Here is a 22614-nt window from a genome sequence, read left to right on the forward strand (position 1 = left end):
CGATGGGCTCAGCGTAGGCAGGAGCGCACCGCCCGTACCAGGGCCTGCGCCCGTGGGTCGGCGGTCACCGACTTGAGCAGACCGGCTGTGACATAGCCGAAGGCGATGCCCGACTCGGGGTCGGCGAAGCCCAGCGAGCCGCCCCGGCCGGGGTGGCCGAAGGAGCCGGGGCCCAGCAGCGGGCAGGCCGGGCCGTGCAGCATGAAGCCGTGGCCGAAGCGGGTGCCCACCACCAGCACCCGGTCCGGCCCTTCGGACTCCGGGGACCGGGCGGCGGTGAGCGTCGCCGGGGTGAACAACGGCCGTCCGCCGTCCACGCCGGTGGCCAGCGCCCCGTAGCAGCGGGACAGCGAGCGGGCGGTGGCGATCGCGTTGGAGGCCGCCAACTCGCCCGCCTGGTAAGCCGGTTCATTCTCGTCGACGGGTGCGGATATCGCCTCGAAGGCGCGCCGGGTCAGCGACTTCGGGTCGGCGTACGCCTCGGTGACGGACCGCTTGGGCCGGGCGCGCAGGCCCGCCGCGGGGGACTCGGGCGGGGACGGCACGGCGGCGATCCGGCCGACCCGCTCGGCGTGCTCCGGCGGCAGGCCGAACCACAGGTCGAGGCCGAGCGGGCGGGCGATCTCCTGGGCGAACCACTGGCCGAGGGTGCGGCCGGTGGCGCGCAGCACCAGTTCGCCCAGCAGCCAGCTGAACGTCTGCGCGTGGTAGCCGTGCTCGCTGCCCGGCTCCCACTGCGGGCGCTGGGCGGCGACCGCGCGCGGCCCGCTGACCCCGTCCAGGGCCTGGGCGACGGTGAGCGGGGTGTCCAGCGCGGGCACCCCGACGCGGTGGGTGAGCAGTTGGCGCACCAGGGCGCGCTCCTTGCCCGCCGCCTTGAACTCCGGCCAGTAGCTGCCCACCGGCGCGTCCAGGTCAAGCTGCCCGCGCTGGTGCAGCAGGAGCAGACAGGCGGCGGCCGGGCCCTTGCCCGCGGACCGGATGATCTGCGCGGTGTCCCGCTCCCAGCGCGGCCCTTCGGGCTCGTCGGCCCGCGCGGCACCGGCCCACAGGTCGACCACCGGTCGGCCGCCAAGGTGGACGGCCACCGCGGCCCCCCGCTCCCCGCGCCGCTCGAACCCCTCTCGGAACGCCTCCAGGACCGGCTCGAAGCCGTCCGCCACCGTCCCGTGGACCACCACCACTGCCGCTCCCGCTCCTGCCCCCGACCATGCTCCTGTCAGACCGTTCCCCCCATGGTGCACGGCCCGTCGTCGGCGCCAAAAGTTGCCCTCCGCAATCCAGCCCAGAACCATGGAAAACGTGACAGACCCGATAGACGACGCATATCTCAGGTTTCCCCACCTCCACGGCGACCTGCTCTGCTTCGTCGCCGAGGACGACTTGTGGGTGGCCCCGCTGGCCGCCGCCGGGGCCGTGCCGGAACGGGCCTGGCGGATCACCGCCGACCGCATCCGGCAGGGGCACCCCCGGTTCTCGCCGGACGGCACCGCCATCGCGTTCACCACCTGGCGCAGCCTGGACCCCGAGGTGCACCTGGTGCCGGTGGACGGCGGACCGGCGCGCCGACTGACCTACTGGGGCAGCCCGGACGCCCGGGTGTGCTCCTGGACACCGGACGGGAGGATCCTGGCGGTCTCCTCGCACGGGCAGCCGTTCTCGCACTTCTCCTGGGCGTACGCGGTCACCCCGGACGGCTCGCCCGGCAAGCGGCTGCCGTGGGGCCAGGTCTCCGACATCGCGGTAGCCGACCTGGACGGTGACCACCTCACCTTGATCCTCAACGGCACTCCCCCGCACGAGCCGGCGTCCTGGAAGCGCTACCGGGGCGGGGCGATGGGACGGCTGTGGCTGCAGGGAGCCCGGCTGCTGCCCGAGGTGCGCGGGCACCTGGACTGCCCGATGTTCGTCGCCGGGCGGATCGCGTTCCTGTCCGACCACGAGGGCGTGGGAAACCTGTACTCGTGCCTGCCGGACGGCTCCGACCTGCGGCGGCACACCGACCACGCGGAGTTCTACGCCCGCCACGCCTCGACCGACGGTCAGCGGGTGGTCTACCAGTGCGCGGGCAGGCTGTGGCTGGCGGAGGACCTGGCGGATCCGGCCGCGGTACCGCGCCGCCTGGACGTACGGCTCGGCGGGGCGCGCAACGGCCGCCGCCCGTACCAGGTCCCGGCCGCCGCCAACCTCACCGGGCTGGCGTGCGACACCACCGGGCGGGCCAGCGCGGTGTGCGTACGCGGCAGCCTGTACTGGCTCACCCACCGGGACGGCCCGGCGCGCACCATCGTCGACCAGCCGGGGTCCCGGGTGCGGCTGCCGGTGATGCTGGGCGACACCGGGCGGGTGGCGTTCGTCTCGGACGCGGGCGGCGAGGACGCCATCGAGATCGCCGACCTGCCCGGCCGCACCGTCCGCTTCTCCTCCACCGTCTCCGGACTCACCGGCGCGGTCCCGTCCCGCGTGGAGCCGTCTCCCGAACCCGTCGGCGCGGGCAGCCGCGAGCGCGCGGCGCCCGGCACGGACGGCGCCGCGAAGTACACCGCGGACCTCCCGGACCCGACCACCAGCGGTACCGCGCTGGGCGCGGCCATCGCGGAGGAACCGGTCCGGCCGCCGGTGGACACCCACAAACGGCGGCTGGCGCAGGGCGAGTTGGGCCGGGTGCACGAGCTGGTGGCCTCGCCGGACGGCGCGACGCTCGCCGTCGCCTCGCACGACGGGCGCCTGCTGCTGGTGGCCACCGGCGCCGCCGAGGCGCCACGCACCAGCACCGACGTGGACGACACGCTGCCGAGCGAGGAGCCGCCGCGCGCCGTACCGGCCGGAACCGTGGTGGAGCTGGTGCGCTCCACCAACGGTCCGGTGCGCGATCTGGCGTTCTCGCCCGACTCGGCCTGGCTGGCCTGGTCGCACCCGGGCATCGGGCGCTCACTGCGGAAGATCAGGATCGCCAAACTCACCAACGGCACCGTCCTCGACGTCACCAACGGCCGCTTCGAGGACGAGCGTCCGGTCTTCACCTGGGACGGCCGCTATCTGGCGTTCCTGTCCTGGCGCGGCTTCGACCCGGTCTACGACGTGCACACCGGCGACCTGTCCTTCCCGCTGGGCTGCCGCCCCTATCTGGTGCCGCTCAACTCCGCCACGCCGTCGCCGTTCGCGCTGCCGGTCGAGGGGCGGCCGATCACCGGCGGCCTGGACGCGGTCGACGGCAGCGAGGGGCCGGTGGTGGTGGAGGCGGACGGGCTGCAGAACCGGGTGACGCCGTTCCCGGTCGCCGCGTCGAAGTACTCCTCGCTCTCCCCGGTGCGCGGCGGGCTGGTCTGGCTGCGCTGGCCGATCTCCGGTGCGCTGGGCGAGACGTTCGCCAACCCCGCGGACCCCTCGCCGCGGCCGACACTGGAGTACTTCGACCTGTTCAGGACCCGGCGCACCGAGCTGCTGCGGCACATGGACTGGTACGCGGTCAGCGGCGACGGCCGCCGCCTGGTGGTGTACGACGACGGGGAGCTGGCGGTCGTCCCGGCGTACGAGCGCGGTGACGACGACTCGACGGTCATCCTGGACATGCGGCGCATCCTGCACGAGGTGAACCCGGCCGCCGAGTGGCGCCAGGCGTACGAGGAGGCCGGGCGGATCATCCGGGACTACTTCTGGGCGCCCGACATGTGCGGCATCGACTGGCCCGCGGTGCTCGACCAGTACCGTCCGCTGGTCGAACGGGTCGCCTCCCCCGAGGAGTTCGCCGATCTGCTGCGGGAGATCCTCGGCGAGCTGGGCACCTCGCACGCCTACTGCACCGCCGCCCGGCGCAACGAGGGACCGCCGCACTACCAGCGGCCGATGGGGCTGCTGGGCGCCAACTTCCAGCATGACAAGGACGGTACGTGGTCGGTGCGCCGCATCATGCCGGGTGAGTCCTCGGACTCCAAGGCGCGCTCACCGCTGGCCGGTACCGGGGTGCGCGAGGGCGCGGTGCTCACCCATGTCGACGGCCGCCCGGTGGACCCGGTGACCGGGCCGTATCCGCTGCTGGCGGGGGCGGGCGGCACCACCGTGGAGCTGACCTTCGCCCCGCCACAGGACCACGACGGGCCGTCCCGCCGGGTCGCGGTGGCACCGCTGATCGACGACCGCCCGCTGCGCTACCAGGACTGGGTGGCCAAACGCCGGTCGGTGGTACGGGAGTTGAGCGGCGGCCGGTGCGGCTATCTGCACATCCCGGACATGGGCGGTTCCGGCTGGGCCCAGTTCAACCGCGACGCGCGGATGGAGGTCTCCCGGCCCGCGCTGATCGTCGACGTACGGGGCAACGCGGGCGGCAACATCAGTGAGTTGGTGATCGAGAAGCTGACCCGGACCATCTTCGGCTGGGACATGACCCGCGGTGCCGAGCCGGTGAGCTACACCAGCAACGCCCCGCGCGGCCCGATCGTGGCACTGGCCGACGAGGCGACCTCCTCCGACGGCGACATGATCATCGCGGCCTTCAAGCAGCTGGGCCTGGGACCGGTGGTCGGCACCCGCACCTGGGGCGGAGTGGTGGGCATGACCGGCCGCCACCGGCTGATCGACGGCACGGTGATCACCGTGCCGATGAACGCGGCCTGGTTCAACGAGTACGGCTGGGGCATCGAGAACGGGGGCGTGGCACCGGACATCGAGGCGATGCGCACCCCGCTGGATTGGGCCGAGGGCCGTCCCTCGCAACTGGCGGCGGCCGTGCGCACCGCGCTCGACCTGCTGGAGAAGCACCCGGCGGCCACCCCGCCGGACCTGTCCGAGCGCCCCGACCGCAGCCGTCCGCCGCTGCCGCCGCGGTAGTTCACGCCGCGCCGTCGGATCCGGCGCCCGGCGAGCGGTGCCACGCCCACTCGGTGCACCCCTCGGCGGCCTGGCCCTGCGGCCAGCGGGCCAGCGCGGAGAGGTTCGCGGCCTCCGACTCCAGCCACTCACCGGCCTGTTGGGCGCTGGTGAACAGCGCGGCGGCACTGCGCGGCACGGGCAGGCAGGCGCGTACCGCGGCCGCGGTGCGCGAGGCGTACCAGCACAGCAGGCGGGCGCGGGCGGCCCGTAGCTGCGCCGGGTCGTCCTCGGCCCTGGCCCGCTCCACCGCGTAGTCGCGCAGCAGTCCGGGCAGCCGCAGTCGGCCGTGGGTGGTCCTGGTGACCAGATGGGCGGCGGCCAGCCGCTGGGCGTGCCCGGTGGCCTCCTCCACCGGCAGGTCGGCGAGCGCGGCCGCCGCCTCCGCGCCGGTCTCCGGCAGGTCGGCGGCCCCCAGCAGCCGGAACAGCCGCCTGGCGGGGGCGGGCAGGGCCCGGTAGGAGTGCCCGAAGGCGGTGCGCACCGCGCAGCCGCCGCCGTCCGCCGAGCCGCCGATGCCGCCGCCCAGCGAGAGCAGGGCGAGCCGGTCGCCGGTGCGCAGCCGGTTGGCGTAGGCGCGGAAGGACGCGAAGCGGTGGCTCGCCAGGTTCGCCGCGGCCGCGCACAGGGCGAGCGGCAAGTGCCCGCACTCGGCGGCGAGTTCGGCCGCCGCCTCCTGCTCCGCGGCGACCCGGTCGCGGCCGACGATCTGGCCCAGCAGTTCCAGCGCGGCATCCGGTTCCAGGCAGTCCAGCGGCATCCGGTGCGCGCCGTGGAAGGCGGTCAGCTCGCACAGTTCGGTACGCGCGGTGACCAGCACCGCGCAGCCCGGTTCGCCCGGCAGCAGCGGGGTGACCTGCGCCGGGTCGCTGGCGCCGTCCAGCACCAGCAGCACCCGGCGTCCGGCGAGCCGGGCCCGCAGCAGTGAGGAGCGGGCCATCGCCCCGGGCGGTACACAGCCCTGGTCCTCCCCGGCGGGCAGCCCGGTGGCGTGCAGCGCGTCGGCGAGCAGGTCGTCCGGGTCGCGCGGGGTGCCGTCCGGCGCGGCGAGCGGCAGGAACACCTGCCCGTCGGGGAACCTGGCGGCCAGCCGGTGCGCGACCCGTACCGCCAGCGCGGTCTTGCCGCAGCCGGGCGCGCCACTGAGTACCACCACCGGTACCGTTCCGGCCGCCGTCGGGGTGCTGAGCAGCCGGACCGCCTGCTCCTCGGCGGCCTCGCGGCCCGCCAGTTCCGCCGGTCCGCAGGGCAGTTGCCTGGGCTCCGCCCAGGGCGCCTGGGCGGCCGGGCGGACCTGGGGTATTCGGTCGCGCGGCGGCGGCCACTCGATCTCGACGTCGTCCAGCAGGCACTGGTGCACCGCGCGTAGATCGGGGCCCGGCTCAACGCCCAGTTCCGCATAGAGGAGTTGGGCGATGTCGTGGTACGTGGTGAGCGCCTCGGCCCGGCGGCCGCACTGGTACAGCGCGGTGATCAGCTGGCACCAGGGGCGTTCGCGCAGCGGGCGTTCGGCGACCACGCCGCGCAGCACCGACAGCGCGTTGGCGGCGGCGCCCTGCATCAGGTCCAGGTCGCACAGCCGCTCCACGACGTGCAGCCGCTCGTCCTCCAGCGCGGGCGCCTCGTCGCGTTGCAGCGTCTCGCACGGCACGTCCTGCAGCGCCGCGCCGCGCCACAGGCTCAGCGACTCGGTGAAGTTGCGGGCGGCCAGGGCGAGTTCGCCGCGGGCCAGGGCGCGCTCGGCGGTGGCGGTCAGGGAGCGGAAGCGGGTCAGGTCGACGGTGTCGTCGGGGGCGGTGAGCGCGTATCCGCCCGGCCCGCTGCGGATGAGCTGGTCGGTACCGGTGGCCTCGCGCAGCGTCCGGCGCAGCCGTGCGACGTACGCCTGTACGGCGTTGCGGGCGCCGCCAGGGGGTTCCCCGTCCCAGAGTCGCTTGATTAAACTCTCAACGGTCACCTCCTGGTTCGTCTGCAGCAGCAACAACGCCAGCACGGATCGCTGGCGCCCGGCTCCGAGCGGGATCTGCCGCGCGGCACACCGAATGTCCAGCGGCCCGAGCAGGCCGAAGTTCACAGCTTCTGTCGTCATCCGATTCCCCACCGATGAGGTCCGCCTCCCCCCTGGCCTTAAGGGCATGGGGGTACCCCCCGGACCATCCTGCCTTGTGGTGATGCGGTGAAAACCTCGCCTTTTCCGCCAAGCACGGTGTCGGCACGGATCGGGGCACGGTCCCGGTACGGGTTGACGACTACGGAGCGTGTCAGGGTCGCGTCAGCCAGCAGTCAGCGGGGCGTCATGGCGGTGCGGCAGAGTGCGTGTTGCCGGATTCCCGCGGCGGCCATGCCTCCCGGCCGTGACGGGATATGACGGAGCGTCAGCCACGGTCTCCGCACGCGGTCGCCCTACCCGCGTCAGCGACCGCGTGCGGGTGGTGGCGACGGCTCCGTCTCGTACCAGCGCCGGGCCTGCGGCCGCCGGCCCGACGATCCGGCTGATTCCGGCAGGGCGGAATCAGAAAGGGAGAAGGGCGCGCCCGTGGGGGGACGCGCCCTTCTCCGTATACGACGTATACGATCCGGCAGCCGAGCGGACGCCGGAACTCACGTCTCCCAGCGGCGAGTTACGGTACGTAACATCGCGGTTCCAAGGGGGAGCGGAGATTTTTACACTGGTTGGTGCGTGCTTCGCGAAGGATTTACTGTCTGTTCACCGACGGTCGACGGATGCTGTGGCTCCGGGCCCCGCCAGGGAGGGGTTTTGGGACTGGCGCTCCAATCCCCCGCGTTCCAGAGAGCCGCATCGTCGAAGCGGTGCGAGGGAATCCGCGGCGGGGAACAACCCCGGCGGCACGGACCGGGGTGCGCCGAATCGGCCGCAGCCGGGGCGGCGCACCCGCCCCGCGGGGCGGAGTTCAACGGCGTGAGCGGTGCGCCTCGTCCGCCTGGCCGCCGGGGCCGACCAGTCCCCTGCGGCCTGACGAGATGGCCAACCGCGCCGCCGCGCGGCGGACTTCGCGTTGCCCCACCGTCCCCACCAGCCCCGGCAGACAGCCCCGCACCGCCTGCATTCCGCGCAGCCACCACTGACCGTACACATGCGGAGCCCGGCGTTCCACGCCAGCGGCGATGCGGTCGACGGCCGGGCCGAGCGGATAGGTGCGGTTGAGGGGCCAGGGCAGTCTGGCCCGCAGATCCCGTAGCACCGCGTCCTGGTCCGCGCCGCGCACCATGTCGGTGTCCGTCCAGCTGAGATAGCCGACTCCCACCTTGACGCCCTGGTGGCCCACCTCGGCCCGCAGGCTGTGCGCGAACGCCTCGACGCCCGCCTTGCTGGCGCAGTACGCGGCCATCATCGGCGCCGGGGTCAGCGCCGCCAGCGACGCTATCTGCAGGTAGTAGCCGCGCGAGGCCACCAGCGCGGGTAGGAACGCCCGTGCGGTGGCGACACTGCCCAGCAGGTTCACCTCGATGACCCGGTCGAACGACACCGGATCCGCGTCCAGGAACGGCCCTCCGGTGGCGATCCCCGCGTTGGCCACCACGACGTCCACCCGGCCGTAGCGCTCGACGATCTCCCCCGCCACCCGGGTCATCGTCTCGCCGTCGGTGACGTCCGCCTGCCACGCGGCGCCGTCCGGCCCCAAGTCGCCCGCCACCTTGGCCAGTTCGGCGGGCTCCAGCCCGACCAGCGCCAGCCGCGCCCCGCGCGCCGCCAACGTGCGGGCCAGCAACGCTCCGACGCCACGCGCGGCACCGGTGACCACCACGACCTGTCCCCTGACCGTCATACTCCCGCTCCCTTCGTAGCCGTCGGTACGCGCAGCAGCTCGTACTCCGCCAGCCGTACCTGCCGTGTGGCGCGCCGGAACTCGGCGGTGGTGCCGGGCCAGACCGTGGTGTTGCGGCCCGCCGAGTCGAGGTACCAGCTGACGCAGCCGCCGCTGTTCCACACCGTGCGGCCCATCCGCCGCTGCAACGCCTCGTTCCACGAGCGCACCGCCCGCGGCCGGGCGTCCAGCGCGGCGGCGCCGGTGCGGTCGAGGACGCGCAGGTAGTCGGCGACGTAGTTGAGCGTGGACTCGATCATCAGGATCATCGAGCTGTTGCCGAGGCCGGTGTTGGGCCCGATGATCATCAGCAGGTTGGGGAAGCCGTCGACCGTGCTGCCGCGCAGCGCGGCCATCCCGTCCTTCCAGTGCTCGGCCAGCGTCCGCCCCTCCGCGCCGATCACCCGGTCCGCGATCGGCATGTCCGTGACGTGGAAGCCGGTGCCGAACACGATGGCGTCCACCTCGCGTTCGGTACCGTCGGCGGTGACCACGGTCGAGCCGCGCACCTCGGTGAGCGCGGAGGCGACCACCTCGGTGTTGGGCCGGGCGAGCGCCGGATAGTAGTCGTTGGACAGCAGTATGCGCTTGCAGCCGATGGTGTAGTCGGGGGTCAGCTTGGACCGCAGCAGCGGATCCCTGATCGCGCGGCGCATATGGGCCCTGGCGAGTTGCTCGGTGGCCTTCATCAGTTGCGGCCGTTTGGCGAACGCGCCGACCTGGAACTCCCTGATCAGCCAGAGCAGTCCACGGCGGGCCCGATGAGTGGCCGGGACCGTGTGATGCAGCCACTTCTCCACCGCGTTGATGCCCCGGTCCATGCGCGGCAGGACCCACGGCGGGGTGCGCTGCACGACCGTCAGCCGGCGCACCCAGGGCTGGATGGACGGCACGATCTGAATGGCGGAGGCGCCGGTGCCGACCACGGCGACCCGCTTGCCGTCGAGCTCGAACCCGTGGTCCCAGCGCGCGGAGTGGAAGACCCGGCCGGGGAAGTCGCGCAGTCCGGGGATGTCCGGGACCTTGGGGTCGGACAGCGGCCCGGTGGCGGATATCAGCACGTCGGCGGTGCGCTCACCGCTGGCGGTGAGCAGTTCCCAGTGCGCCGCCTCGCGGTTCCAACGGGCCCGCAGCACCTCGGAGTTGAACCGCAGGTGCGGGCGGAGCCCGAAGGTGTCGGTGACCCGCTCCAGGTAGTCGCGGATGTGCGGCTGCCCGGAGAAGGTGCGCGGCCAGGCGGCGTTGGGCGCGAAGGAGAACGAGTACAGGTGCGACGGTACGTCGCACGCGCACCCCGGATAGTCGTTGTCCCGCCAGGTGCCACCGACCGCGTCGGCCCGCTCCAGGATGACGAAGTCGGTGACGCCCTCGCGGCGCAGCCGCACCCCCGCCCCCAGCCCGCCGAAGCCGGATCCGATCACCGCCACCCGAGTGTGCTCGCGCTCGGCCATGCCGCTGCCTCCTGCCCGTACCGGTCACCCGCCCACCGCATCGCGCCAGCAATCACTGGCACAGTTCGGAGGGTAGAGCAGTCGCGTTACCGGCGGTAGGGGTCGGTGCGCACCGGATCAGCCACGGCCGTGCCGCTGCCGGGGCAGCGCGTGCCGCGGCGGGTTGGTGAGGGTGATCTGACGGACCAGCTGGTGGAACGAGACCAGCGCGGTCACCGGCGGCAGCCCGGCAACCGCCATGCCCAGCACGGTCCTTGGCGCATGGGCCACGCACAGGTACACCGCGATGGCGGAGAACATGACCACCACCGCCCAGGAGTGCCCGGCGCGGCGCCGGTGCACGGCGGCCCGCAGGATCGACAGCGAGCCGACCATCCACGGCCCGTACACCAGCAGCGGCCACAGGGCGACGACCCCCTCGGGGGCGTCGGGGGATGCGAGACGGCGCAGCGGATCGTAGGAGATGACTCCTCCCAGAACACTCAACATGGCGACGATCGCGGCCGTGGCCGCGGCGATGACGAGGCTGAACACCCTCAGCCAGGGGAACGGTTTGGGGCACTTGGCCCGGAGCTGCTGGACCAGCCGGATCAGCCGACCGGGCCGCCGACGGGCGCCCCGCTGCCGGGGGATGACCGGCGGCGGCTCGTCGTAGTCGTCGTCCAGCTCGGGATCGCCGCCCTCGTCGGCCGCGGACTGCTCCAGGAGCTGGGCGAGACCGGCGTCGAAGTCCCAGTTGCCGTCGAGGACTTGGTCCTGCCCGTCCAGTGTCTCGGGGGCGAAGTACGGCGCCTCGAAGGAGGTTTCGGGTGCCGCGTACGGTGCCTCGAAGGACGGCTCGTAACCGGCCTGGTAGACGGGTTCGTCGTGCGGCATCCGGTACGTGGAGGCGGCGCCGTAGCCGGGCGGCACGCCGTACGAGACACCGTACGGGTTGCCGTACGTGGTGTCGTGGGCCGTCCCGTACGACACCTCTGCCATGTCCCAACCCTCACCGGGGGCGGCCCGGTACCCCCTCACGGGCGCCCACCCGGCACCGCGCCGTACCGGCGGACGAACTCGCCCTGCAGCCCGTCCAGCACCCCGAACAACTCCTCCAGCAGATCGGCGCTGTGCTCGTAGTCCACCGCGCCGGGCAGGCCCCATCCCCCGTAGCGAAGAGACGCCTCTACCCTCTCGTCGCGGCGACTGGCCGCTGTGCCCCGCAGGCAATCTGTCGTCACGCACCCACCAACGAGGAAGCGTATGCGGGGATTTGGACCACCTGAGTGAATTGTCCAACCCGTCGCCCTCACGCACTCCGATAACCAGACCGCGAACCCGTGCGGGCGGCCGGACGTAAGCTGGCCGACGTGCAGGAGTCACCGGGGCGGCGGGCCGCAGCTGAGTACCGGATGCCGGAGCTGGCCGAGCTGGCCGGGATCAGCGTGCGGACGCTGCGCTTCTACCGGGAGCGCAAGCTGCTGCCGCCGCCGCGCCGGGAGGGGCGGATCGCCTGGTACTCCGAGGCCCATCTGACCCGGCTGCGCACCATCGCCGCGCTGCTGGAGCGCGGTCACACCCTGGGGGGCATCGCGGAACTGCTGGCCGCCTGGGAGAACGGCCGGGACGTGGGCGAACTGCTCGGCCTGGAGAACGCCATCGCCGCGCCCTGGTCGCAGGAGACCCCGGTGCGGCTCACCCCCGGCGAGCTGGCCGACTCCTTCGGCGCCGAGGTCACCGCGGACCACCTCGCCAGCGCGGTGGAGCTGGGCTACGTCAGCGTGGACGGCGAGCATGTCACGCACATCAGCCGCCGACTGCTGGACGCCTCCGCCGCGCTGGTCCGCGAAGGGGTGCCGCTGTCCGCGGTGCTGGCGGCGGGCCGCGAGGTGCGGGCGCATGTCGACGCGCTGGCCGACCTGTTCACCGTGCTGGTCCGCCGACACGTCATCGACCCGGTCGCGGAGGGCTGCGAGGGGCTGCCGCCCGGCGGGGCGGCCCGGCTGGCCGAAGCGCTGGACCGGCTGCGGCCGTTGGCGAAGAACGTGGTGGACGCCGAACTGTCGATGGCCATGGACCGCAGGGTGCGCGCCGAACTCGACGACTGGCTGCGCCAGCACAACAGGCCCTGACCGTCAGGCGGTTACCCGCTCCGCGCGCCTGGGTTCCGCCACCGGGATCCGCGGCGGCGCGGTGCTGCGCCACAGTCGGCGGCACGCCGACACGCTCGCCGCCAGCAGCAGCCCGTTCCTCACCAGCAGCACCGCGATGCCCGGCAGATTGCTGCGCACCACCGGCCCGAAGCCGATCGGGAACTCCAGCACCGTGAACACGCACGCCACCAGCACCAGCCCGATCGGCAACCGCTGTGCCGTGTGCCGGTGTGCCAGGCACAGCCCGCCGAGGCCGAGCAGCCAGATCAGGTACTGCGGGCTGAGCACCCGGCTGGTGACGATGAAGACCAGCACCGCGGTGAACGCCGCGTCGTACAGCACCGCGTGGTCGAACGCGCGGGCCTTCAGCCGCCACCACACCAGCCAGCCGAACGCCAGCACGGACGCGGCCAGCACCAGCTCGCTCATGGTGCGCACATACGGGCCGAGGAACTCGAAGGAGCCGTAGTGCAGCCGCGAGGTGCCGGACCACAGCCCGAGGTAGCGCGCGAGGTGGAAGGGCAGCGCGCCCAACGACTCGATCTCGATGCCGCGTTGCCGCTGCTCGGTGAGGAACGCGAAGGCGTCCCGGGTGAACACCGCGAACACCACCCCGAGCGCGGCCACCGTGGCCACCGCGGACAGCCACACCCGGCGGGCGGCCCGGCCGCCCGCCACCCCGGCCAGCACCAGCACCGGCCACACCTTGACCATCGCGCCGATCCCGGCCAGCACCCCGGCGACCCGCGGATGACGGGCGACGGCCAGCAGCGCGGCCACCGCGACCGCGGTCGCCATCACGTCGTAGCGGGCCAGCGCGATCGGCCCGAGCACCGCCACCCCGGCGATCCACAGCCACGCCCCGTCCAGCCGTCCGCCGGGGGCCCGGGCGGTGCGCAGCAGCAGGGCGAAGACCACCGCGTCGGCGGCGCAGGCCAGCAGGTAGAAGGCGGACGCGTAGGACAGGAACGGCAGCAGGGCCGGGGCGAGGAAGGCGGCCGCCGCCGCGGGCGGGTACTGCCAGGTGGTGTCACCCACCGGGAAGCCGCCGCTCAGCAGGTGCGCGTACCAACCGTGGTAGATGACGGCCACGTCCGGCCGTACGTCATCGCCGGGGTACCGCCAGACGCCGAACAGCGCGAGCAGCAGCACGGCCCGGGTCACCGCCCAGGCGAACACCGCCCATCTCGTTCTGCGCCACCACACAGCTCTCAGGCCTCTCCGCCGCCCGCCGCCGCGGGGAAGACTGTCGGTACCGGCCCACCTTGAGATGACCATACGATGAACGGCGGTCGACGGCGCGTCAATGACACCGTCCGGGTGAGCGTCACAGCGCGGCGCGGGTGCCGGTGCTGACCGGCTCGGTGGCGGTCGCGGCCCGGCTGGCGTCGGCGGCGACCTGCTGTGCGGTCAGCGCGTAGCCGGTGTCCGCGTCCGAGGTGGAGCGGGCGAACACCACCCCGTAGACCTTGCCGCCGGTGGTCAGCAGCGGGCCGCCGGAGTTGCCGTGCCGCACGTCGCCGCGGAGCTGGTAGATGTCACGGGTCGTGGTGTTGTCGCCGTAGATGTCCTGCCCCGTGGCGGTGAGTCGGCTGGCCACCGTGGCCGCCCGCAGGTCGAGGCCGCCGTCCTCGGGGTAGCCTGCCACCACCGCGGGGGCGCCGCGGTGGGCCTGCGGGGCGAACGGCAGGGCGGGCGCGGGCAGCCCCGGCACGTCCAGCACCGCCACGTCGGCGCGCGGGTCGAACAGCACGATCTTCGCGTCGTACCTGGGGCCGACCCCGCCGATCTGCACGGTCGGCTCCTGGACACCGGCGACCACATGGGCGTTGGTCATCACATGGTCGCTGGCGTAGACGAACCCGCTGCCCTCCTGGCCGCGCTCCCCGCCGTCCACGTCGGCGATGCCCACCACCTTGACCACGCTGCGCCGCGCCGCCGTGGTCGCCGCCGGGGTGACCGCGTCGCCGGACGGCGCCGGGACGCTGGTGGTCGGCTCGTTCTCGAACGGGTTGAACACCTGCGGGAAGCCCGCTCCGGACAGCGCGTCGGTGGCCCGGCTGAACCACGCCGGGGTCTGCGCGGGCATCGCCCGGTCCACCGCGCCGAGCACCGTCGAGTTGCGGATCTGCTGGCTGAGCGCCGGAACCGGCGCGGTCGCCAGCACGCTCGCCATCAGCCAGGCCACCGCCAGCAGCGCCAGGGCACCGGCCGCCGCGCCGCCGATCCCGTCCACCCAGCGGACCGGCCCCCAGCTCAGCCCGCGCCGCACCTTCCACGCCAGCCGCGCGGCCGCCGCGTGGCCCAGCCCGGCCGGGACCAGCACCACCAGCAGCGCGACGACGGCCGCCGCCACGGTGCCCGCGGCCACCGGCCGCAACGCGAACGGCAGCAGCCACACGCCGACCACCGCGCCGCCGAGGAACCCGGCCAGCAGGATGCAGCTCGCCACGAGCCCCCGGCGGTAGCCGGAGACGGCATAGCTGACGGCCGCCAGCAAAAGCAGCAGGTCTAGCAGGTTCATACGGGGGAAAACGCGACGGAACGGCCCACGGTTCCCTTCGCGACCTTTCTCACAGGTGGCCGGTCGCACGTCGCTCGCGCGTTGCCGGTCGCGCCTCTCACACACGTGCGGGTCGCGCGCTGTGTCACGTGCGCTGGTCGCGCGCTTTCACATGTGCGGGTCGCACGCTCTCACTGGTGCGGGTCGCGCCTCTCACACACGTGCCGGTCGCACGCTCTCTCACGCGTGCGGGTCGCACGCTCTCACTGGTGCGGGTCGCGCCTCTCACACACGTGCGGGTCGCACGCTCTCACGCGTGCTGGTCGCACGTCGATGTCGGATTTCCGCCAGCCGCGCCGCGGCCGATCCGCGAGGCTGGAGCGGTGAGGCTCGAACTGCCCTTCCGGGCTCCACTGTGCCCGGACAACCTCTTCGGGCATCTGATCGCGACCGCCGTGCCCGGCGTGGAGGAGTGGCGGGACGGCGCCTACCGCCGCACGCTGCGGCTGCCGCACGGCCCCGGCATCGTGGCGCTGCGCCCCGGGCGCGACCGCATCGCCGCCGAGCTGCGGCTGACCGACGCACGGGACGAGGCGGTGGCGATCGGCCACTGCCGCCGCCTGCTGGACCTGGACGCCGACCCGGCCGCCGTGGACGGTCTGCTGCGCCGGGATCCGCTGCTCGCGCCGCACATCGCCCGGCACCCCGGCCGCCGGGTGCCGCGCACCGTGGACGGCGCGGAGTTCGCGGTGCGCGCGGTGCTCGGCCAGCAGGTGTCGACCGCGGCGGCCCGTACGCTGGCCGGGCGGCTGGTCAGGGCGCACGGTGAGCCGGTCGACGATCCGGCGGGCCGGCTGACGCATGTGTTCCCCTCCGCCGAGGCGCTGGCCGCGCTGGACCCGGAGGCGCTGGCGATGCCCAGGGCGCGGCGCAGGACGCTGGTCGAGCTGGTGGCCGCGCTGGCCGACGGGCAGCTCGCCCTGGACGCGGACGGCGACTGGGACCGCACCCGCGAGCGGCTGCGCCGACTGCCGGGCTTCGGGCCGTGGACGGTGGAGGTGATCGCGATGCGGGCGCTCGGCGACCCGGACGCCTTCCTCCCCACCGACCTCGGAGTGCGCCTGGCGGCACGGGAGTTGGGCCTGCCCACCACCCCCGCCGCCCTCGTTCGCCACGCCGCCCGCTGGCGCCCCTACCGCGCCTACGCCGTGCAGTACCTGTGGGCCACCGGCACCCACCCCATCAACCGGATCCCGGCCAACTGACACGCACCACCGCGCCGTTGGACCCCTCCGCCGTCCCGAGGATGGCTCGTTCCGTGCGGTCCCCTTGCCCTCGCTCGTGGAAACCGCTTACTTCGCCCGGGTCTTGTACGGGGAAACCGGCCTGCCTGTTTGTGGCGGCCCGACACCGCCCCTCACAGACCCGGCGACCCATCCCCGCATACGCCGTACGTAGCGCCACAGGGCCGCCCAACGGCCTGAGCACTCCCGCAATGTACCTACTGACCTGCGGTTATCACCTACGCCCCAGCACCGGAGCGCACAGCTGGCGCACAGCTACCCGCCCGTCAGTTTTACGGAATCAACCCGACAGTATTGTTTGTTTTTCCTCGGGACAGTGGCAAGATGCCCACGGAAACCGCACAAAGGCCGTTGCGGCGGGGCACCGCGCCGTTCACTTGAGGAAGCACCCCGTAACGACCCGCCGACGACGCGTAACCTCCCTCCACGACGAAAGGACGGGTACCGGCCGATGCAGGTCCGTGCTGCTCGAACTCGCCAGGCCCTCATCAACGCCGCCGCGAAGCTGATCGACGATCGCGGTATGAAAGGCACCGGTCTTCTCGACGTCAGCCGGGCCGCCGGGGTGAGCAAGGGGGCCCTGTACTTCCACTTCGCCTCGAAGGACGAGTTGATCACCGCCGTCACCGACGAGGCCCGCTGCTCGGTGCGCGCGCTCGCCCACGAGCATCTCGACGGCCAGTCCTCCACGCTCGCGGGCGCCGCCCGGTTCACCGACGCGATGTCCCGGCGGATGCGCGAGGACCACGTACTGCGCGCCGGACTGCGCCTTGAGTCGGAGGGCGCGATCAGCAAGGTGACCGGCGGTGAGTCGCTGCGCGAGACCTGGCTGTCCACGCTTCGCGGCCGACTCGCCAAGGACGCCGCCGAAGGCGCGCTGCGCCAGGGCGCCGACGCGACGCACACCGCCAATCTGCTGGCGGCCGTCACCGTGGGCCTGGAGTCGCTGGGCCGCGAGGACGAGAAGTGGTGGGACCCCGAAGTCACCAGCGGCATCTGGCAGTTGCTGATGCTGTTCGCCGGGCCACAGCAGGAGGGGGCGGACGCCACGCGGACCGAGCCCGCCGCCCAGGAAAAAAGGCTCGGCGACGTGCGGGAGTTGACGCCGGGCGTGCCGGTGCCGTCCAGCCCGACGGAGCTGATGGGGGTCTCCGGCACCGCGCGCGCCAGTTGACCGCGGCCCCGCCCGATTGGCGTGAGCACGCGGGAGGTTGGGTCAGACCTGGGGAAGCGCCTCGGTCAGCGAGGCCTCCAGTTCGTCGGCCACCGAGCGGCTACCGGGGGCGCGGCCCGGTAAACCGTCCGCGTCGAACCCGCTGGTGTCCGCGGCCGGTTCGCCCTGGTCCGCGGGCCGCACCGGGCCGGTCATGACGACCCGCTGCGGGTCCACCACCAGGTGCGGCAGCAGCCCGGGGATCGCCAGCGCGGGCAGCAGGTACTTCCACAGCGCGGCCACCCGCACCGGCAGATCCCGCCGCTGCCCGTAGACCTGGGACAGCAGCTGGATGCCGGTGAACGCGCCGATGATGAGCTGCGAGACCTCCTCGGGGTCCACGGTGGCCAGCAGCTCACCGCGTTCCCGGGCCTGCCGCAGCAGATCGAGGATGACGTCGGCGGCGCCCTGGTAGGGCGCGACGTTGGGGTTCTTGTACGACGCCTGCTCCACGCTGAGCCGCACCCCGGCGCGCAGTACGACATCGGTGCGCAGCCGGTGCGCGAACGCCATCGCCAGGTCGATGGTGGCCTGCAGCTTCACCTCGTTCTCCGGCGGGACCAACGCCTCCGACTGCGCGTCCACCACGGCATCGGCGATGGCCTCCTTCGACGGGAAGTGGAAGTACAGCGCCCCCCTGGTCAGCCCGCTCCTGGCGAGGATCTCGGTGGTGCTGGCTCCCTCGTAGCCGAACTCGTCGAAAACCTCGGCGGCCGCCTTCAGGATTGTGCGCCGGGTCTTCACCGCCCGCGCCTGCTGCGCCATTTCATCTCCTGAGCCCTTTGAAAACCAAACCGGCTTGTCTGTACCTTATCCGAAGCGTCTGTCGCCGATCCGTAAGAGAAGCGCCGGATCCGCGGCTTCGCCATTTGTCCACTGCCCTCGCAGAGACAGGTATCTTCCATGCGATCGTCGAGTGTCACCGCACCGCGTATCCCGCTTTCCCGTTCGGCTGTCACACTCGCCGCCCCACCGCAGTCCACCCCGGCGCGCGAAATACCCACGCTCACCACCACAGTGCCCCGGCAGTACGTGCATCGGGCGGCCATAAGCGAAGTCTTCCTCACCGGCTGGGAAACCGGCGATCCCGACGGTTTCATTGTGCGGGGCCAATGGCCGCGTGGCCATGCGCTGTTCGCGCCGCGCTTCGGCCAGCAGGATCCACTGCTGATCGCGGAAACGGTTCGCCAGGGCGGCACGCTACTGGCCCACACCGAGTACGGCGTCCCGCTCGGCCATCACTTCCTCATGTCGAGCCTGGAGTACACCTCCGTGCGCGACGCCCTCACCGTGGAGCCGGTACCGAGCGAGGTCGAACTCCACATCACCTGCCATGACGTCGTCCAGCGCGGCAAGCAGCTCTCGATGTGGTACCGGGCGCACGTCTGGCTCGGGCAAATCCGGGTCGCCGTGGCCAGCGCGGCCTACAAGACGCTGTCGCCGTCCGTCTACCACCGGGTCCGCGGCGAGCGTCCGGTCGCCAACGAGATCGCGCTGCCGCCCGCGGTCGAACCGGACCTGGTGGGCCGCAGGGACTCCCGCGACGTGGTGCTCTCCGGTTCCGGAACCGGGCACCGCTGGCTGCTGCGGGCGGACACCTCGCATCCCATCTTCTTCGACCATCCCGTCGACCACGTTCCGGGAATGCTGCTCCTGGAAGCCGCCCGGCAGGCCGCCCAGGCGGTAACGCACCCGGTACCGGTACAGGCCCTTGGAATGGCCAGTTCCTTCGCCCACTACGTGGAACTCAACACCCCGTGCCACATCGAGGCGGAAGTCGGACAGCGCGGCGCGGACGGCAACACCCCGGTTCTGGTCACCGCGGTCCAGAACGACCAGACCGTCTTCAACTGCACGGTCACCACCCGGCCACTGGGCTGAATTCGGCCAACCTTCGACAGGGGGTTGACAACCGCGAAATCCCGGAAAAGGGAATTCCATCCCGCCGTGACCGGCGAGAACCCAAGGAACGTCCCGCGGCGAGACAGGGAGATCGGGAACCCATGCCCGGCACCATCATGATCACCGGCGCCACCGGCTTCATCGGCGGCCGAGTGGTCCACCATGCCGCCCGGCTGCTGCCCGACCGGGCACTGCGCCTGATGGTCCACCGCAAGGCGCTGGTCCCGCCCGCCTCGCCGCGCGTGGAGACGGTCCCCGGCGACCTGGCGGACCCGCGGTCACTGCGCGGTGTGTGCTCGGGCGTCGACGTGCTGGTGCACTGCGCCTCGCAGATCGGCGGCCCCGCCGAGACCTGCCAGACCGTCAACGCCCACGGCACCGAGGCGCTGATGGCCGAGGCGCGGCGGGCGGGCGTGGCCCGGATCGTCTACGTGAGCACGGCGGCGGTGTACGGGCGAGGCCCGTTCCGCGGCGAACGGCCGGAGGACCTCGCGCTGGCTCCCGCCTCAGCCACCTCGCGCAGCCGCGCCGCCGCCGAGCTGGCGGTGCTGGCGGCGGACGGCATCGTGCTACGCCCGCACATGGTCTACGGCGCCGGGGACCGCTGGGTGGCCCCCGGGCTACGGGACCTGATGGCGGCGCTCGGCAGCACGGTGGACGGGTGGCGCTCCCGCGTGTCGCTGATCGACGTGGACGACCTGGCCCAGGCGGTACTGGGCACCGCCCTCGCCCCGCGCGAGGACCTCACCACGTCCGTCTACCACGCCAACCACCCGCACCCGGTCCTGGTGGCGGACCTGCTGCGCGCGCTCAGCGAGGTCTACGGCCTGCCCTGGCCCACCGTCGACCGTGACTACCCGGCGGCCCGGGCGCATCTGCTGGCCCAGGGCAGGACCAGCCACGACCTCGACATGGTCGCCGTCGACCACTGGTTCCACAGCGACCCACTGTGGACCGCGCTGCACCGCACCCCCGGCCCCGGTTTCGCCAACCGCTTCCCGCCCCACACCCCTTGGTACCGCGACGCCGCCAAGGCCGCGTAACGCATCACGCGCCCCCGCCGCCAATCCGCCCACCTCACACGCCACTTGGCGGCCGGGACCACCCGTTTCCCCGCAGCCCACGGGGACCCCAACCCCGGCAGAACCACGGCCAGTTGCGAGGATGCCGTTCAGTGATGGCATGACGGCTTGGGCCCATCGACTGCGAGGGAAGGTGCCGCTTCCCGTCAGCTGATGAAGGACTCGGGCCCGAAGCGGCCCCAGACCACGAAGGCGGCCAGGGCGCCGTAGGCCAGATCCAGCACCACGAGCTTGAGTTCGTGTCGCCGGAACCGGGTGACCGCCGCACCAAGCATGAGCATCACCAGACCGAGGGCGGCCAATGGCACCAGAACCGGTGCGATGTGGAGCACGGCGGGCAGGATCAGACCGGCCGCGGCCAGGACCTCGACGGCTCCGATGGCCTTGACGCCGCCCGTACTGAAGTCATCGACCCATCGGCCACTGGACCCGGCCGCGGCGATCTTCTCTTTCGGCATGACCACCTTGAAGACGCCGCCCAACAGGTAGGCACCGGCAAGCAGTCCGGCGACGATCCACAGTGCGAGGTTCATGAGCTTCTCCCGGAAGGGTTCGTGGCGGAACGGGAGTACGGAGGGTCTCCCGTCACCCGTGCTGGCCGGGCTGGTAGTCGCCAGCGGGCATGCGGGTGATGACGTTGCCGCGGTTGAAGGCGTTGATGACGGAGATCAGACACACCAGGGCCGCGAGCTGCTCCTCGTCGTAGTGCTTGGCGGCGTTGGCCCAGACCTCGTCGGTGACCCCGCCCGCGGCGTCGGCGAGGCGGGTGCCCTGCTCCGCAAGCTCCAGGGCGGCGCGCTCGGCGTCGGTGAACACCGTGGCCTCCCGCCATGCCGCGACCAGGTTCAGGCGCGTCGCGGTCTCGCCGGCGTGCGCGGCGTCCTTGCTGTGCATGTCGACGCAGAACCCGCAACCGTTGATCTGGCTGGCCCGCAGCTTCACGAGCTCCTGCGTCGCGTGGGGCAGCGTCGAGTCCGCGATCAGCTGGTTCGCGGCGATGAGGTGCTTGAAGACCTTGCTCATGACCGGGCTGGCGAAGGGGTTCAGGCGGGCTTCCATCATGTGCTCCCGTGTCGGTGTTCCGTTGGTGCCCTCTGAGACAGGGCACCCCCGCGAGCTGTGACAGAAGCGGATATGACCTGCGTCACCCGCCGAGCCGTCGCCAGATGGCACAGACGACCGCGGCGCGGGCGGGGAACCGGCCTCGGATACCCTGCTGGACGCTGTGTGGATCGTCGGACGAGGCGGCTAGCGAGTGGGCTCGGCCGGAATCCGCGGTACGCGAACGGGGGGAGGGTTCCATGTCGGGACCAGCAGATGTGACGGACGCGGCCGGTTACCGGCCACTGCTGTTCTCCATCGCCTACGGGATGACCGGCTCCGTGGGCGACGCCGAGGACTTGGTCCAGGACGCCTTTCTCGGCCTGGCCCGAGCGCACCAGGCGGGGACCACGATCAACGACCTGAAGGCCTATCTGACCACCTCGGTGACCCGGCTCGGGATCAACTACTTGGGTTCGGCGCGGGTACGGCGGGAGACCTATGTGGGCGAGTGGCTGCCCGAGCCGGTCGTGGTGTCCGCCGACCGGCCGGGACCGGCCGAGTACGCCGAACTGGCCGACTCGCTGTCGATGGCGTTCCTCGTGCTGCTCGAAGCCCTCACCCCGGTGGAACGGGCGGTGTTCATGCTGCGCGAGGCCTTCGGGTACGGCTACCCGGACGTGGCGAGGATGATCGGCAAGTCCGAGGCCAACTGTCGGCAGATCTTCGCCCGCGCCAGGAAGCGCATCGCTCCCCGAGGGCAGGTGGCCGACATCGCGCCGCCCCCGGCGCGGCGTACGGAGGGGGACGAGCTCGCCCGCAGGTTCTTCGAGGTCGCCGAGGGCGGCGATCTGGACGCGCTGCTCGGCATGCTGGCGCCGGACGTGGTGTTCCAGGGGGACGGTGGCGGCAAGGCCCGGGCGATCGGAAAGTCGCTGACCGGCCTGCGGCGCGTCGCCCAGCTGATCATCGGCGGGTTCCGCCGGACCCGGCTGCTCGGGCTCTCCGTCCGGTCGGCGTGGATCAACGGCAGGCCGGGCGCCGTGATGTACGACGCCGAAGGGCGCGTTGCCAGCGTCATCGAACTCGACATCGCCGACGGCGTGATCCAGGCGATCCGCTCCGTGTCCAACCCCGACAAACTCGGCCATCTCGGACCAGTGTCCGATGTCGCGCGACTGCCGGAGAAGTGATCCACTCCCACCTCGCCATCGATGGCTCCACGGGGCCCGAGCGTCGGACTCTGGCAGATCAACGCTGCGACCTGGGGCTTAATGTCGATGGTTGTCA

General features: G+C 72.5%; 17 protein-coding genes and 1 pseudogene. 7 read left to right on the top strand and 11 right to left on the bottom strand.

Annotation, left to right across the window (positions count from 1 at the left end):
- Positions 1-8: 8 nt before the first annotated feature.
- The gene (locus NON19_RS09450) at positions 9-1184 is read right to left on the bottom strand and encodes a serine hydrolase domain-containing protein (protein ID WP_255926254.1); all 1176 of its coding nucleotides are present in this window, start codon (positions 1182-1184) and stop codon (positions 9-11) included.
- Between the two features lie 109 nt (positions 1185-1293).
- Between NON19_RS09450 and NON19_RS09455 the strand changes: the two genes are divergently transcribed.
- Positions 1294-4827 carry a S41 family peptidase gene (locus tag NON19_RS09455; RefSeq protein ID WP_255926255.1) on the top strand — a complete coding sequence of 1178 codons (3534 nt, stop codon included), beginning with the start codon at positions 1294-1296 and terminating at the stop codon, positions 4825-4827.
- A 1-nt stretch (position 4828) separates the two neighbouring features.
- On the opposite strand, the gene NON19_RS09460 is transcribed toward NON19_RS09455, so the two are convergent.
- The 5 genes from NON19_RS09460 to NON19_RS09480 all read right to left on the bottom strand — a co-directional run bounded on the left by NON19_RS09460 (position 4829) and on the right by NON19_RS09480 (position 11367).
- Positions 4829-6955, bottom strand: a complete 2127-nt coding sequence (locus tag NON19_RS09460; RefSeq protein WP_255926256.1) for an AfsR/SARP family transcriptional regulator — start codon at positions 6953-6955, stop codon at positions 4829-4831.
- A gap of 823 nt (positions 6956-7778) precedes the next feature.
- A complete protein-coding gene (locus NON19_RS09465) occupies positions 7779-8654 on the bottom strand; it encodes an SDR family oxidoreductase (RefSeq protein ID WP_255926257.1) in 876 nt (291 codons plus the stop codon).
- Entirely contained in the window at positions 8651-10144 is a 1494-nt protein-coding gene (locus NON19_RS09470; RefSeq protein WP_255926258.1) for a flavin-containing monooxygenase, read from the bottom strand. Before NON19_RS09470 ends, NON19_RS09465 begins: the two co-directional genes overlap by 4 nt.
- Positions 10145-10261: 117 nt before the next feature.
- Positions 10262-11125 carry a DUF2637 domain-containing protein gene (locus NON19_RS09475; protein WP_255926259.1) on the bottom strand — a complete coding sequence of 288 codons (864 nt, stop codon included), beginning with the start codon at positions 11123-11125 and terminating at the stop codon, positions 10262-10264.
- Positions 11126-11160: 35 nt separating this feature from the next.
- Positions 11161-11367 carry a hypothetical protein gene (locus tag NON19_RS09480; RefSeq protein WP_255926260.1) on the bottom strand — a complete coding sequence of 69 codons (207 nt, stop codon included), beginning with the start codon at positions 11365-11367 and terminating at the stop codon, positions 11161-11163.
- A 171-nt stretch (positions 11368-11538) separates the two neighbouring features.
- On the opposite strand from NON19_RS09480, the gene NON19_RS09485 reads away from it, so the two are divergent.
- The gene (locus NON19_RS09485; RefSeq protein ID WP_255926509.1) at positions 11539-12258 is read left to right on the top strand and encodes a MerR family transcriptional regulator; all 720 of its coding nucleotides are present in this window, start codon (positions 11539-11541) and stop codon (positions 12256-12258) included.
- A 3-nt stretch (positions 12259-12261) separates the two neighbouring features.
- On the opposite strand, the gene NON19_RS09490 is transcribed toward NON19_RS09485, so the two are convergent.
- Both NON19_RS09490 and NON19_RS09495 read right to left on the bottom strand, forming a co-directional pair.
- Positions 12262-13458 carry a glycosyltransferase 87 family protein gene (locus tag NON19_RS09490; RefSeq protein ID WP_255926261.1) on the bottom strand — a complete coding sequence of 399 codons (1197 nt, stop codon included), beginning with the start codon at positions 13456-13458 and terminating at the stop codon, positions 12262-12264.
- A 148-nt stretch (positions 13459-13606) separates the two neighbouring features.
- Positions 13607-14803, bottom strand: coding sequence for a MarP family serine protease (locus tag NON19_RS09495; RefSeq protein WP_255926263.1), 1197 nt, complete (start codon positions 14801-14803; stop codon positions 13607-13609).
- Between the two features lie 332 nt (positions 14804-15135).
- Between NON19_RS09495 and NON19_RS09500 the strand changes: the two are divergent.
- Positions 15136-16047 (top strand): annotated as a pseudogene (locus NON19_RS09500) (DNA-3-methyladenine glycosylase family protein); the annotation flags it as partial.
- A 490-nt stretch (positions 16048-16537) separates the two neighbouring features.
- Positions 16538-17260 carry a TetR family transcriptional regulator gene (locus tag NON19_RS09505; RefSeq protein WP_255926265.1) on the top strand — a complete coding sequence of 241 codons (723 nt, stop codon included), beginning with the start codon at positions 16538-16540 and terminating at the stop codon, positions 17258-17260.
- A 42-nt stretch (positions 17261-17302) separates the two neighbouring features.
- On the opposite strand, the gene NON19_RS09510 is transcribed toward NON19_RS09505, so the two are convergent.
- On the bottom strand, positions 17303-18064 hold the full coding sequence (locus NON19_RS09510) for a ScbR family autoregulator-binding transcription factor (RefSeq protein ID WP_255926267.1): 762 nt from the start codon (positions 18062-18064) through the stop codon (positions 17303-17305).
- 138 nt (positions 18065-18202) lie between these two features.
- On the opposite strand from NON19_RS09510, the gene NON19_RS09515 reads away from it, so the two are divergent.
- Together NON19_RS09515 and NON19_RS09520 are read left to right on the top strand one after the other, a co-directional pair.
- Positions 18203-19180, top strand: coding sequence for a ScbA/BarX family gamma-butyrolactone biosynthesis protein (locus NON19_RS09515; RefSeq protein WP_255926269.1), 978 nt, complete (start codon positions 18203-18205; stop codon positions 19178-19180).
- Positions 19181-19302: 122 nt separating this feature from the next.
- A complete protein-coding gene (locus NON19_RS09520) occupies positions 19303-20244 on the top strand; it encodes an NAD-dependent epimerase/dehydratase family protein (RefSeq protein ID WP_255926271.1) in 942 nt (313 codons plus the stop codon).
- 185 nt (positions 20245-20429) lie between these two features.
- Here the strand turns inward: NON19_RS09520 and NON19_RS09525 are convergent, their stop codons facing one another.
- Together NON19_RS09525 and NON19_RS09530 are read right to left on the bottom strand one after the other, a co-directional pair.
- On the bottom strand, positions 20430-20816 hold the full coding sequence (locus NON19_RS09525; RefSeq protein ID WP_255926273.1) for a DoxX family protein: 387 nt from the start codon (positions 20814-20816) through the stop codon (positions 20430-20432).
- A 52-nt stretch (positions 20817-20868) separates the two neighbouring features.
- Positions 20869-21342, bottom strand: a complete 474-nt coding sequence (locus NON19_RS09530) for a carboxymuconolactone decarboxylase family protein (RefSeq protein WP_255926275.1) — start codon at positions 21340-21342, stop codon at positions 20869-20871.
- 242 nt (positions 21343-21584) lie between these two features.
- On the opposite strand from NON19_RS09530, the gene sigJ reads away from it, so the two are divergent.
- Positions 21585-22517: an RNA polymerase sigma factor SigJ gene (gene sigJ / locus NON19_RS09535; protein ID WP_255926277.1), complete on the top strand. Its 933-nt coding sequence runs from the start codon at positions 21585-21587 to the stop codon at positions 22515-22517.
- The last annotated feature ends 97 nt before the right edge of the window (positions 22518-22614 follow it).

The organism is Streptantibioticus rubrisoli, from assembly GCF_024436055.1.
GTDB lineage: Bacteria > Actinomycetota > Actinomycetes > Streptomycetales > Streptomycetaceae > Streptantibioticus_A > Streptantibioticus_A rubrisoli.